The following is a 12,204-nucleotide window of genomic DNA, read 5'->3' as shown; positions in this document are numbered from 1 at the left end:
GCGGCACAAAAAGAAAGGCCCCTCCGAATGGGAGAGGCCTTTGCTGGCGGGCGGCGGACCGGATGGCGGGCCGGCCTCAGCTGTCCTTCGCCTTCTGGGTATCGCTGACCGGCTGGACGCCGTGGGGCTGGTCCTGCGGCTGCTGGGTCTGCTGGTCGGGCTGCTTCTGCTCCGGCGGCGGGTCACGGCGCGGCGGACCGGCCTTCACGTCGTTGTAGACGGCCTTGGCGATGTCCAGCAGCTCCTCCTTGGAGAGGCGGCCGGCGATGGCGTAGGCGAGCGGCCCCTCGACCCAATAGAAGGTCGCGACATCGCCGTTCTGCGTGAAGCTGAAGGACGAGTTGTTGCCGGCCGGCGGAGCGCCGACGAAGAGCGTGATCCGCTTCCCGCCCTCGTTGGCGTACATGTACTGCGCGCCGGCGCCGAGGTCGGTCGGCAGCGAGCGGCCGCCGATCAGGCGGTAGCCGATCTTGCCGAGATCCGGCCCGAACACCTCGCGCCCGACCCGCTTGGACAGCCAGCCGTTCAGCTCATCCTGGTTGTCGGCGCCCAGCTCCACCTGGAACCGTTCGTCGGCGGTATAGAAGCGGTGGGCCTGCGTCGCCTCCTGCGCAAAGGTGGCGAGCGTGCGGTTCTGCTGCGCGACGGGAGAGGGAGTGGTCTGGACCGAGCGGCCGAACCAGCCGCCGGTGGCCCCGGCGACGACCAGCGCGACCGCGGCGGCGGCGCGGACCCAGCCGCGGGCATGCCAGGCCGGCCGGTTGTCGTTGATGGCCAGCCGGCCCTTCAGCCGGTCGGTCAGCTCCTCCACCGGGGCATCGGCGGGATCGCGCAGCACCGGGTCGAACAGCTCGTGCAGCAGCGACGCCTGGGTGCGGTAATCCTCCGCCCGGCGCGCCGCGTCGCCATCCTCCGCCAGCCAGCGTTCCACCGCGAGCCGTCGGGTTCCGTCAAGCTGACCATCCACATAGGCGTGGAGATCATCCTCCGTCAAACGATGCGCGTTCATCACTTCACCCGCCTGAGGGTGCTGCCACCCTCTTTCGCCAGCTTCGCCCTGACCGCCTCGCGCGCCCGTGACAGGCGCGACATGACGGTCCCGATCGGTACGCCGAGGATATCCGCCACCTCGTCGTACTTCAGGCCCTCCAGCGCGACCAGAAGCAGCACCTTGCGCTGCTCCTCCGGCAGTTCCTCGACGGCGCGCATCATCTCGCGCAGCTCGACCCGCTCCTCCTGCCGGGCCGGGGTCACCAGCCTGGACTCGACGGATTCGACGTCGACCTCGTCGGGCCTGGCCGCCTTGGACCGGACCTGGTTGACGTGGACGTTGTGCAGGATTGTGAACAGCCACGCACGCAGGTTCGTCCCCGTCTGGAAGGTGTCGGCACGCGCCACCGCGCGCGTCAACGCTTCCTGGACCAGGTCCTCCGCGTCCGACCGGTTGCGGATCAGCGCCCGAGCGTAGCGCCGCAACGAGGCAATATGGACTTCCAGCTCGACCCCGAATTTGCTCAACCGCGCACCCGATCGATTCCGATTGCGCCACGACGCAAACAGTCGTGACAACCATCAAATAGGATGACGCGGTTCGCACCCACAGGGCCGGGCTGTCAAAAGACCCGGTTCTGTGGGGGCGAACACGCGACGCTCATCCTTTATTCCAGACTTTGATGGCCGTGCAGCAAAATTCCGGCGGAAGTTTGGCGGGACCTGCCTGCGACGGGTTACCGCCGGCGGTCAGAGGCCGTTTCCGGCCAGCGCCACGCAGACGCGGTCCTTGCCGGCGAGGCTGCCGCAGCCGCCATTGCCCTGCGAGACGAAGCGGATCACCACCCGATCTCCCTTGGCCGCGGACTGCGGCGGCAACAGGGCCTCGGCAACCTCGGTCTCCACCGTGCGGGCGGGCGCCTTGCCCGAGCGCGCCGGGGCGACGCCGGCAGGCGCGGACCGGGCGCCACGGTCGGCGGCGGCGACATAATGCGCGGGCGGCTGGGTGAGCGGGGCCGACGGCGGGGCGACGACGACAGGGGCGGCGGCGGGGGCGACGGTCCGGACGGGCTCCGCGGGGGCGACCGCCACCGGCACGGGCTGCGGAACGGGGGCCGGAGCCTCGGCCACCAGGACCGGCGCGGGGACAGGAGCCTGCTCGGCCGGGGCGGCGGCCGGCTTCGAATCGGTCTTCGGCGCGTTGGCCGGGACCACGGCGACCTCGATGGCCGAGGCGCCGGCCGACTGCGACGGTTCGCGTGGCCCGACGCCGCGCAGCGCCGGGGTCAGGGCGGCGAGATACTGCTTGGTCTCGCGCGGCAGCCTCTGCTTGCCGGCGAGGTGGCCGGCGTAGCAGGCCGGGCCGCAATTGTAGGCGGCGAGGAATCCCGGTGCGCCGAACAGGTCGTACATCTCCCGCAGATAGGCGGTGCCGGCGAGGATGTTGTCGTGCGGATCGGCCGGGTCGGCGCCGAGATTGTACTGCCAGCGCATCAGTTCGTAGGTGCCGGGCATCACCTGCATCAGCCCGATGGCGCCGGCCTGGCTGGTGATGGTGCGGCCGTTCACCTGGGCGCGCCCGCCGCTCTCGCGCAGCATGACGGCGCGGATCCACTTCTCCGGAACGTCGAAGCGCTCCGACGCCTCGCGGATATGGTGGGCCCAGCGGCCGAGCGGATCGTTGGGATCGACCTGATAGGCGGTATCGACCCTGGCGGCCGGGGCGGTCGCCGTCTCCGGCGTGTTCGAGGCGCAGCCGCTGGCGGCGAGCGCAAGACACAACAGAGCACCGGCGGCGCGGGCGGTCGCGAGGGGTCGGTTTGCCACGTTCTGGAGTTCCGTGCTGTTGGCGCGGGTATCGCAGGAGGTACTACGCTTTTTCGGAGTAGTCGGCCCAGGTGTCAAGCGACAACGACGCCGTTCCTTTACGGGCTGTTAAGCCACGTTTCCGCCACAATGGGCAAGCTGGTTTTTCGGCAAATATCCTTCGCCATTATTTCAAAGGAACAGGGTCTAGCTACGGAAACCTTGACAGAGCCGCATCTTCCATCCTATCTCGCGCGCCTATCGAGTCGGTTGATCCAGCCGGGCCTTTTGCTCCGTTTGAGCTGTGTGGCGGATCGACCCGGCCGTCGAAGGTGCCGTGATGAGCCAAGCCCTCCCCCAGCCGCGCCGCCGCTCGCGCCGGGTTCTCCTGATGGTGCTGGTGGCCGGCCTCGCGCTGGCCGGTGCGCTGTGGCGCGCACGCAGCCCCGGCGACGCCGCCGCCCTGCCCGCCGCCCCCGCGGTGGAACGGCCGGTCGAGCTGGCGCGCGTCGAAGTGACGCGGATGGTGCCGCGCCGGCTGGCCGAGACGGTGCGGCTCAGCGGCTCGATCGCGCCGCTGGAGCAGAGCGCCGTCAAGTCCGAGGTCGCCGCCCGGCTGGTCGAGGTGACGGTGCGCGAGGGGCAGGCGGTGCGCAAGGGCGACCTGCTCGCCCGATTCGACACCGCCGAGCTGACCGCCCGCCTGAACGAGAAGCTGAGCAACCTGGACGGCGCCCGCGCGCAGCTCGTGCTCGCCGAGAAGACCCGCGCCAAGAGCCTCGCCCTGCGCCAGAAGGACATCGTGGCGGAGACCAACCTCGACCAGGCGCAGAGCAGCTTCCAGTTCCAGCAGTCGCAGGTCGCCGCACTGGCCGCCCAGGTGGAGCTTGCGCGCAAGGCCCTGCGCGACGCCGTGGTGGTCAGCCCGATCGACGGTACGGTGGCGCAGCGCTCGGTCAACCCCGGCGACTATCTGGCGGTGAATGCGGCGATGTTCGTGGTGGTCGACCTCAGCCGGGTGGAGGTCGAGGCGACCGTCCCGGCCGACGACGTGGCGCGGCTGAAGCCCGGCCAGAGCGTCGCCCTGCGGGTCGAGGGGTTCGGCGAGCGGGTCTTCCCCGGACGGCTCGCCCGGATCAATCCGATGACGCGGGCCGGCTCCCGCTCGATCCCCGTCTATGTCAGCGTCGACAATGCGGACGGGGCGCTGCGCGGCGGCATGTTCGCCACCGGCGACGCCCTGGTCGCCGAGGAGGAGCGCGCCTTCGCCGTGCCGCCCGCCGCCATCCGCAAGGACGAGCAGGGCGAGTTCGTGCTGGTGGTCGGCGGGGCCGGCGACCGGCTGGAACGCCGCGCCGTCACCCGCCGCGCCGTCTGGGCACGCGGCGACCTCGTCCAGGTCGACGGGCTGGCGGAGGGCGATCTGGCGGTCACCGCCAACCTCCCCGGCCTGACCGCCGGGCGGACGGTGAAGGTCGCCGGCTCCTGACGCCCCCGCGTCCGCCGTACGAACAAGAAAGGCGCGCCCCGCGGGACGCGCCTTTTTGCCGACCGCCCGGAGAGGCGGTCAGTTCTTGGACTTGTCGACCAGGCGGCGCTCGGCGATCCACGGCATCATGGCGCGCAGCTTCTCGCCGACCTTCTCGATCTCATGCTCGGCGTTGCGGCGGCGGATGGCCTTGAAGGAGGGCTGGCCGGCCTTGCACTCCAGCATCCAGTCGCGGACGAAGCGGCCGGTCTGGATGTCCTCCAGCACGCGCTTCATCTCCTTCTTGGTCTCTTCGGTGATGATGCGCGGGCCGGTGCGGTAGTCGCCGTACTCGGCCGTGTTGGAGATCGAGTAGCGCATGTTGGCCATGCCGCCCTCGTACATCAGGTCGACGATCAGCTTCACCTCGTGCAGGCACTCGAAATAGGCCATCTCCGGGGCATAGCCGGCCTCGACCAGCGTCTCGTAGCCGGCGCGGATCAGTTCGGTCAGGCCGCCGCACAGCACGGCCTGCTCACCGAACAGGTCGGTCTCGCACTCTTCCTTGAAGGTGGTCTCGATGATGCCGGCGCGGCCGCCGCCGTTGGCCGAGGCGTAGGACAGGGCGATGTCCAGCGCGTTGCCCGAGGCGTTCTGGTGCACGGCGACCAGCGACGGCACGCCGCCGCCCCGCTGGTACTCGCTGCGCACCGTGTGGCCGGGGCCCTTCGGCGCGATCATGAACACGTCGAGGTCGGCGCGCGGCTCGATCAGGTTGAAGTGCACGTTCAGGCCGTGCGCGAAGGCCAGGGCGGCGCCCTGCTTCATGTTCGGGGCCAGATCCTCGCGGTACAGGTCGGCCTGCAGTTCGTCAGGGGTCAGCACCATGACGACGTCCGCCCAGGCGGCGGCCTCGGCCGGGGTCATGACCGTGAAGCCGGCAGCCTCGGCCTTCTTGATGGTCGCCGAGCCGGGGCGGAGCGCGATCCGCACGTCCTTCACGCCGCTGTCCCGCAGGTTGTGGGCGTGGGCGTGGCCCTGGCTGCCGTAGCCGACGATGACGACCTTCTTCCCCTTGATGAGGTTCACGTCGGCATCACGATCATAATAGACGCGCATGGTAGTGCTTCCTTGGATTTTTCGGTCTGGTGTTGCGGGATTTGCGCAGCGGAATTACTCCACCGGCGGCAGGGCTACGTCAAGGAAATCGCGGTTCTCGATCTTAAATGGATCGACGATGGTCACGCGCCCGAGCTTGCGGCCATCCTGATAGTCCTCGGAAAACAGGACGTCGCATCCGGCCTTCTGGGCAGTGGCCCAAAGCAGCGCGTCCCAGAACGGGATGCCGTGGTCGCGTGCGACGGAAACGGCGGCGTCGAAACACTCCTCATCCGCCGCGACAACGGGAAACATGCGGCGCAGGTTGGCCAAGGCGCGCGCGATCCGGTCTTCCGTCGCGCGCTGCTTGCGCTTGGCGACCCAGTAGAATTCACCCAGGCTTTGCAGGGTCAGCACGCTGTCGCGACTCAAGGCCCGCTTCAGGAGATCCCGCGAGGCGGTCCGATGGAATTCCCCGCTGTGGTCATAAGCGTAGAGGAGGATGTTGCTGTCGAACATGACCTTCATCGGAATCTCTTCAGACGCTCCTCATAGATATCATCGCGCGTCCAGTTCCGTTCGCCGATGCTCATGCCTTCCTCAAGGTCGTCCAGAAAAGCGCGCACGGCCTGCGGATCCTTGCGGTCCCTGGCCGGACCGGACTCGGGAACGAGCCGCAGCACCGGAGTACCCTGGCTGGTGAGCACGATCTCCTCGCCCCGCTGCGCCTCCTCGGCGAGCTTGGCGAGCTGGCCCTGGGCCTCTTCGATCGACAACATCTTCATGACCGCCTCCCCTGCGCGCGCCTGCCCGTCATCCCGGCCCCGTCATCCTAGACGAGGCCGGGCGGATTCGCGACATGGGCCGATGACCGGCCGGGCTCAGAGGCCCGCCGCTCCCTTGGACATGGCGACGACGCCGGTGCGGCTGGCCTCGACGAGGCCGAGCTGCGACATCAGCCCGACGAAGTCGTCGACCTCGGCCGTCGTGCCGGTCAGCTCGAACACGAAGGAGGTCAGGGTGGCGTCGACGACCTTCGCCTTGAAGATGTCGGCCAGCCGCAGCGCCTCGATGCGCTTCTCGCCGGTGCCGGCGACCTTCAGCAGGGCGAGCTCGCGCTCCACCGACGGGCCCTCGTCGGTCAGGTCGAGAACGCGGTGGACCGGCACCAGCCGGCTGAGCTGCGCCTTGATCTGCTCGATGATCATGCGGGTGCCCGAGGTCACCAGCGTGATGCGCGACAGGTGGTCGGCGTTGTTCACCTCCGCCACCGTCAGGCTTTCGATGTTGTAGCCGCGGCCGGAGAACAGGCCGATCACGCGGGCCAGCACGCCGGGCTCGTTGTCCACCAGCACGGCGATGGTGTGCTTCTCGATCTTCTCTTCCATGATTCCCATTTCCCCTGGAGTCGTCGCCGGCAACCGATCAGACCAGAACCATGCCGTCTTCCGGCGTGGCGTCGGACGGGCTGTCGTCCGGCCCCAGCAGGATTTCGTTGTGGGCCTTGCCGCCGGGGATCATGGGGAAGCAGTTCTCCTTGGGGTCGACGGCGATGTCGACGATCACCGGGCGGTCGGTGACCTCCAGCATCTTCCTGATGACCTCGTCCACCTCGGCCACCGTGGTGGCGCGCAGGCCGACGCAGCCCCAGGCCTCCGCCAGCTTCACGAAATCGGGCAGCGCCTCGGAGTAGGACTGGGAATAGCGGGAACCGTGCAGCAGCTCCTGCCACTGGCGCACCATGCCCATGTACTGGTTGTTCAGGATGAACACCTTGACCGGGGCGCGGTACTGAACGGCGGTGCCGATCTCCTGCATGTTCATCAGGAAGGAGGCCTCGCCCGACACGTCCACCACGACGCTGTCGGGATGGGCGAGCTGGGCGCCGATGGCCGCCGGCAGGCCGTAGCCCATGGTGCCGAGGCCGCCCGAGGTCAGCCAGCGGTTGGGCTGGTCGAAGGGCAGGAACTGGGCGGCCCACATCTGGTGCTGGCCGACCTCCGTCGTGATGTAGTGGTCCCTGCCCTTCAGCGCCTCGCGCAGCCGCTCCAGCGCGTACTGCGGCTTGATGACCGATTCGCTGCGGTGGTAGTTCAGGCAGTGGCGGCCGCGCCACAGCTCGATCTGCGCCCACCACTCCTTCAGCGCCGCCTGGTCCGGGCGCTTCTGGCGCGCCTTCCAGATGCGGATCATGTCCTCCAGCACCGCGCCGGCGTCGCCGACGATCGCCACGTCCACCGCGACGTTCTTGTTGATCGAGCTGGGGTCGATGTCGATGTGGATCTTCTTCGAGCCCGGCGAGAACTCCGACAGCTTGCCGGTCACGCGGTCGTCGAAGCGGGCGCCGATGTTCACCATGACGTCGCAGTTGTACATGGCGAGGTTGGCCTCGTAGGTGCCGTGCATGCCCAGCATGCCCAGCCACTGCTGGTCGGACGCCGGGAAGGCGCCCAGCCCCATCAGGGTCGAGGTGATCGGATAGCCGGTGGTCTTGACGAACTGGGTCAGCAGCTTGGCCGCGAAGGGGCCGGCGTTGATGACGCCGCCGCCGGTGTAGAAGATCGGCCGCTTGGCGTTGGCGATCAGCTCCACCGCTTCCTCGACGCGGGCGATCTCCGGCTTGACCTGCGGGCGGTAGGTCTTGTGCTTGACCTCGGCCGGCGGGACATAGACGCCCTCGGCGAACTGCACGTCCTTCGGCAGGTCGACCACCACCGGGCCGGGACGGCCGGTGCGCGCGACGTAGAAGGCCTCGTGCAGGGTGCGGGCGAGCTGGTCGACGTCCTTCACCAGGTAATTGTGCTTGGTGCAGGGCCGGGTGATGCCGGTGGTGTCGGCCTCCTGGAAGGCGTCGTTGCCGATCAGGTGGGTCGGCACCTGGCCCGACAGGCAGACGATCGGGATGCTGTCGCACAGCGCGTCCAGCAGGCCGGTCACCGCGTTGGTGGCGCCGGGGCCGGAGGTCACCAGCACGCAGCCGACCTTGCCGGTCGAGCGCGCATAGCCCTCCGCCGCGTGGACCGCGGCCTGTTCGTGCCGTACGAGGATGTGCTTGAGGTCGTTCTGCTGGAACAGGGCATCGTAGATGGGAAGTACGGCGCCGCCGGGATAGCCGAAGATGATGTCAACGCCCTGGTCCTTCAGGGCCTTGATGACGATCTGGGCACCGGTCAGCTTCTGTTCGGGCATAGCTCACGACCTTCTTCGGGATGGGCCCCCTCTCCCAAGGGAGCCCGGTTCATCGCGTTCACCATTCCGGCCGGCAAAAACAAGGGCTTAAGCCCGCACGACCGGAACCGGGACGGGCACCCTAGTCAAAATCCGTGGTGGTGGTCAACCCATTTCGCGAATGTTCGAAAAGCTTTTTTGCCGCAGTTTTTCCGAATGTTGCGCGTCCTGGATCATCACACGCACGATGCGCACAAACGAAAAGGGCGGCCGGCCGCAGCCGGTCGCCCTCGAAGACGTCCGGTTGCCCGGACGGCCGGCTCCCGTCCGGGATCAGCCGGTCTTCAGCAGGTTGCACAGGCGGCGCACGCCTTCGCGGATGCGCTCCGGCTTGGTGACGGAGAAGCTGAGGCGCAGCGTGTTCTGCCCCGAGCGGTCGGCATGGAAGGCCGAGCCGGGGACGAAGGCGACGTTGGCCTCCTTGATCGCCCGCTCCAGCAGCGCCGTGCCGTTGACGCCCTCCGGCAGTTCCAGCCAGACGAACATGCCGCCTTCCGGCTTGGTCCAGGTGACGCCCGGCGGGGCGAACTCCGCCAGCGCGGCCAGCATGGCGTCGCGCCGCTCCTTGTACTGGGCGCGCAGGTGCTTCACGTGCGTCTCGAAGATCGAGGAGACGATGTCGTGCAGCACGATCTGGTTGATGGTGCTGCAATGCAGGTCGCCGGCCTGCTTCATCAGCACCAGCCGGTTGATGACCTCCGGCGCGGCATTGACCCAGCCGATGCGGAAGGCCGGCACCATGGTCTTGGAGAAGGTGCCGCAATAGATGACGTGGCTGAGATGGCCGCCGTTGCGCGCCGCGTCGAGCGCCGCGATGCAGGGGATCGTCTCGCCCTCGTAGCGCAGCTCCGAATAGGCGGTGTCCTCGACGATCGGCACGCCGGCCTTGACGCACAGGTCGAGGATGGCCTCGCGCCGCGCCAGCGAGACGGTGGTGCCGTTCGGGTTCTGGAAGTCGGGGACGAGATAGAAGAACTTCGGCTTCTCGGCCAGCGCCGCCTCCAGCGCCGCCAGTTCCGGCCCCTCCTCGTCCATCGGGACGGAGACGTAGGTCGGCTCGTAGGGCGAGAAGGCCTGCAGCGCGCCGAGATAGGTCGGCCGCGTCACCACCACCTTGTCGCCCGGGCCGATCAGCAGCTTGCCGACGAACTCCAGCGCCTGCTGCGACCCGCTGGTCACCAGCACGCCGTCCAGCCCGACCTCGACGCCCAGCCGGCCCATATAGGCGCAGATCCACTCGCGCAGCGGGGTGAAGCCCTCGCTGATCGAATACTGCAGCGCACCGCCGGCCCCGGTGTTGGACTGGAAGATCTTCTCGTAGGCCCGCGCGATGGCGGCGGTGGGGAAGAAGTCGGGATCGGGAATGCCGCCGGCGAAGGAGATGATTTCGGGCCGGTCGATCAGCTTCAGCAGTTCGCGAATTTCCGAAGCCGTCATGCCGCCGACGCGGCCAGCGAACACATGTGCCCAATCAACCGTCACGCTCGGGTCCTCCAACGCATTCAGCGGCGCAAAGCCGTATTTAGGTGGGCGAGAATTGCATTGCGGCCGGCGGAAGAAAAGTACAATCCCGTGCTGCGGTGCACATGCGGCACCGTATGGCTGCCATGCGATTGCGGAACAGGCGAACTATTCGAAAGCTGGTGGCGGAACCAGGTGACCTGCCGCTTGGCGTAGCGTCGCGTCGACTGTTTCGCGAGCTCCACCGCCGCCTCCAGCGGCAGCTCGCCGTGCAGGTGGCGGCGCAGTTCCGGCACGCCGAGCGCCTTCAGCACCGGCAGGTCGGGGGCGAGCCGCTGCTCCCGCTGCAGGGCGTCGAGGTGGCGGACCTCCTCCAGCGCACCCTGCCCGATCATCAGGTCGAAGCGGCGGTCGCAGTTGGCGTAGAGCGCGTCCCGCGGCGGGTCGATGACGACGACGTGGAAGCGCAGCCCCTCCGGCGCCCCCTGGGCGGTCGCCGCCTGCCAGTGCGACAGCGGCCGGCCGGTCGCCTCCAGCACCTCCCAGGCGCGGGTCAGGCGGGTGGTGTCCCCGGCATGCAGCCGCGCACTGTCGGGATCGCGGGCGACCAGCTCCGCCCGGAAGGCCTCGCCGCCCAGCTCGGCGAGGCGGGCATGGGCGGCCCGCCGGACCTCCTCCGGGATGGCGGGAACCGCGCTCAACCCCTGCATCAGGGCGCGCAGATAGAGGCCGGTGCCGCCGACCACCACCGGCAACCGACCAGCCGCCCGCGCCGCCGCGATCTCCGCCAGCGCCATGTCGCGCCAGCGCGCGGCCGACCCTCGCTCCGCCGCCGGCAGCACGCCATAGAGCCGGTGCGGCACGCGCGCCAGATCCTCCGGCCCCGGCCGGGCGGTCAGCACCGACAGGTCGGCGTAGAGCTGCATGCTGTCGGCATTGACGACGGTGCCGCCGAACGCCTCGGCGATGTCCAGCGCCATGCCGGATTTGCCCGAGGCGGTCGGCCCGCCGATGACGACCACGTCCGTCCGTTCGTACCCGCCCTGCCCGTGCTCGGTCTGTTCGCTCATGAATCCGGCCCCCTGGAACTGCGGCGAGAGTCACCATCAACCGGCGGCCGGACCAAGCGGAATCTCGCACCGGCGCTTGCGACGACACTTCATTGGACCGGACCCCGCCGCTGTGCTAGGGAGCGGCGCAGCATCCTCCCGCCGCAGGACACGCCCGCCATGAACGCCGTCGCCACGCTGATCGCTCCCCGGACCGTCACGCTCGAGGAGGATGCGGTCGCCGCGGCCCGCGCCGCGCTGCAGTCGCTGGGCGCGGACACCGTGGCCCCCGACTGGCTGGCCCCCGGCACGGCCTGCGACCTGCCCTTCGGCAATCTGGCGCCGGAGCAGGCGGAGGCGGCGGTGCGCCACGCGCTGGGGGACACCCCGGTGGACGTGATCGCCCAGCCCGCCGCCACCCGGCGCAAGCGTCTGCTGGTCGCCGACATGGAATCGACCATCATCCGGCAGGAGCTGCTGGACGAGCTGGGCGACTATGTCGGGCTGAAGGAGCACATCGCCGCCATCACCGCCCGCGCGATGAACGGCGAGATCGACTTCAAGGCGGCGGTGCGCGAGCGGGTCGCCCTGCTGAAGGGGCTGAAGGAGCAGGTGCTGGACGAGGTGTGGCAGCGCGCCACCCTGATGCCGGGAGCGGCCGAGCTGGTGGCGACGATGCGGGCCAACGGCGCCGTCTGCGTCCTGGTGTCCGGCGGCTTCCGCTGCTTCACCAGCCGGGTGCGGAGCTGGATCGGCTTCGACGACGACCGCGGCAACATGCTTGAGGTGGCGGACGGCCTGCTGACCGGCCGGGTGGTGGAGCCGATCCTGGACAAGGACAGCAAGCTGCAGTCCCTGCTGAGCTACGCCGGCGACCACCGCGTCCCGATGGCGGAGACCATGGCGGTCGGCGACGGCGCCAACGACCTGCCGATGCTGCTGGCCGCCGGCCTCGGCGTCGCCTTCCATGCCAAGCCGGCCGTCGCGGCGGAGGCGCGCGCCCGGGTCGACCACGGCGACCTGACCGCCCTGCTGTTCGCCCAGGGCTACCGGGCGGGCGAGATCGTCGCGGGCGCCGCCGCGGCCTGAGGGCCGGCCGCCTGC

At 69.2% G+C, this 12,204-nt stretch carries 12 protein-coding genes; 2 read left to right on the top strand and 10 right to left on the bottom strand.

Translation table 11 applies throughout. The features are described from left to right. Positions 1-76: 76 nt before the first annotated feature. The 3 genes from DEW08_RS11930 to DEW08_RS11920 all read right to left on the bottom strand — a co-directional run bounded on the left by DEW08_RS11930 (position 77) and on the right by DEW08_RS11920 (position 2,817). Entirely contained in the window at positions 77-1,009 is a 933-nt protein-coding gene (locus tag DEW08_RS11930) for an anti-sigma factor family protein (RefSeq protein WP_109327377.1), read from the bottom strand. Then, positions 1,009-1,518, bottom strand: a complete 510-nt coding sequence (locus DEW08_RS11925) for a sigma-70 family RNA polymerase sigma factor (RefSeq protein WP_109327375.1) — start codon at positions 1,516-1,518, stop codon at positions 1,009-1,011. The genes DEW08_RS11930 and DEW08_RS11925 overlap by 1 nt, the downstream gene beginning before the upstream one ends. 222 nt (positions 1,519-1,740) lie before the next feature. Beyond that, on the bottom strand, positions 1,741-2,817 hold the full coding sequence (locus tag DEW08_RS11920) for a lytic transglycosylase domain-containing protein (protein WP_245986598.1): 1,077 nt from the start codon (positions 2,815-2,817) through the stop codon (positions 1,741-1,743). A gap of 319 nt (positions 2,818-3,136) precedes the next feature. Between DEW08_RS11920 and DEW08_RS11915 the strand changes: the two genes are divergently transcribed. Beyond that, entirely contained in the window at positions 3,137-4,285 is a 1,149-nt protein-coding gene (locus DEW08_RS11915) for an efflux RND transporter periplasmic adaptor subunit (RefSeq protein WP_109329784.1), read from the top strand. 78 nt (positions 4,286-4,363) lie between these two features. On the opposite strand, the gene ilvC is transcribed toward DEW08_RS11915, so the two are convergent. The 7 genes from ilvC to miaA form a co-directional block, all read right to left on the bottom strand. Further along, on the bottom strand, positions 4,364-5,383 hold the full coding sequence (gene ilvC, locus DEW08_RS11910) for a ketol-acid reductoisomerase (RefSeq protein ID WP_109327372.1): 1,020 nt from the start codon (positions 5,381-5,383) through the stop codon (positions 4,364-4,366). A 54-nt stretch (positions 5,384-5,437) separates the two neighbouring features. Further along, positions 5,438-5,890, bottom strand: coding sequence for a PIN domain-containing protein (locus DEW08_RS11905; protein ID WP_109327370.1), 453 nt, complete (start codon positions 5,888-5,890; stop codon positions 5,438-5,440). Continuing rightward, a complete protein-coding gene (locus DEW08_RS11900) occupies positions 5,887-6,147 on the bottom strand; it encodes a type II toxin-antitoxin system Phd/YefM family antitoxin (protein WP_109327368.1) in 261 nt (86 codons plus the stop codon). The genes DEW08_RS11905 and DEW08_RS11900 overlap by 4 nt, the downstream gene beginning before the upstream one ends. Before the next feature lie 96 nt (positions 6,148-6,243). Next, a complete protein-coding gene (ilvN, locus tag DEW08_RS11895; protein WP_109329782.1) occupies positions 6,244-6,750 on the bottom strand; it encodes an acetolactate synthase small subunit in 507 nt (168 codons plus the stop codon). Positions 6,751-6,787: 37 nt separating this feature from the next. Continuing rightward, positions 6,788-8,551, bottom strand: a complete 1,764-nt coding sequence (locus DEW08_RS11890) for an acetolactate synthase 3 large subunit (protein WP_109327366.1) — start codon at positions 8,549-8,551, stop codon at positions 6,788-6,790. 312 nt (positions 8,552-8,863) lie between these two features. Continuing rightward, positions 8,864-10,027 (bottom strand): aminotransferase-like domain-containing protein, encoded by a 1,164-nt coding sequence (locus tag DEW08_RS11885; protein ID WP_168220349.1) that lies wholly within the window; start codon positions 10,025-10,027, stop codon positions 8,864-8,866. 65 nt (positions 10,028-10,092) lie between these two features. Further along, positions 10,093-11,121 (bottom strand): tRNA (adenosine(37)-N6)-dimethylallyltransferase MiaA, encoded by a 1,029-nt coding sequence (miaA, locus tag DEW08_RS11880; RefSeq protein ID WP_109327364.1) that lies wholly within the window; start codon positions 11,119-11,121, stop codon positions 10,093-10,095. A gap of 159 nt (positions 11,122-11,280) precedes the next feature. On the opposite strand from miaA, the gene serB reads away from it, so the two are divergent. Next, positions 11,281-12,189 carry a phosphoserine phosphatase SerB gene (gene serB / locus DEW08_RS11875; protein ID WP_109327362.1) on the top strand — a complete coding sequence of 303 codons (909 nt, stop codon included), beginning with the start codon at positions 11,281-11,283 and terminating at the stop codon, positions 12,187-12,189. Positions 12,190-12,204 lie beyond the last annotated feature (15 nt).

It is taken from the genome of Azospirillum thermophilum (genome assembly GCF_003130795.1).
Lineage (GTDB): Bacteria > Pseudomonadota > Alphaproteobacteria > Azospirillales > Azospirillaceae > Azospirillum > Azospirillum thermophilum.
The sequence above is the reverse complement of the archived record's forward strand: the minus strand, read 5'-3'. Positions and strand labels throughout refer to the sequence as shown.

Coding starts and splice junctions, on each gene's coding strand:
- DEW08_RS11930 (WP_109327377.1), bottom strand. CDS start 1,009: ATGAACGCGCATCGTTTGACGGAGGATGATCTCCACGCCTATGTGGAT.
- ilvN (WP_109329782.1), bottom strand. CDS start 6,750: ATGGAAGAGAAGATCGAGAAGCACACCATCGCCGTGCTGGTGGACAAC.
- ilvC (WP_109327372.1), bottom strand. CDS start 5,383: ATGCGCGTCTATTATGATCGTGATGCCGACGTGAACCTCATCAAGGGG.
- serB (WP_109327362.1), top strand. CDS start 11,281: ATGAACGCCGTCGCCACGCTGATCGCTCCCCGGACCGTCACGCTCGAG.
- DEW08_RS11885 (WP_168220349.1), bottom strand. CDS start 10,027: ATGACGGCTTCGGAAATTCGCGAACTGCTGAAGCTGATCGACCGGCCC.
- DEW08_RS11915 (WP_109329784.1), top strand. CDS start 3,137: ATGAGCCAAGCCCTCCCCCAGCCGCGCCGCCGCTCGCGCCGGGTTCTC.
- miaA (WP_109327364.1), bottom strand. CDS start 11,121: ATGAGCGAACAGACCGAGCACGGGCAGGGCGGGTACGAACGGACGGAC.
- DEW08_RS11900 (WP_109327368.1), bottom strand. CDS start 6,147: ATGAAGATGTTGTCGATCGAAGAGGCCCAGGGCCAGCTCGCCAAGCTC.
- DEW08_RS11905 (WP_109327370.1), bottom strand. CDS start 5,890: ATGAAGGTCATGTTCGACAGCAACATCCTCCTCTACGCTTATGACCAC.
- DEW08_RS11890 (WP_109327366.1), bottom strand. CDS start 8,551: ATGCCCGAACAGAAGCTGACCGGTGCCCAGATCGTCATCAAGGCCCTG.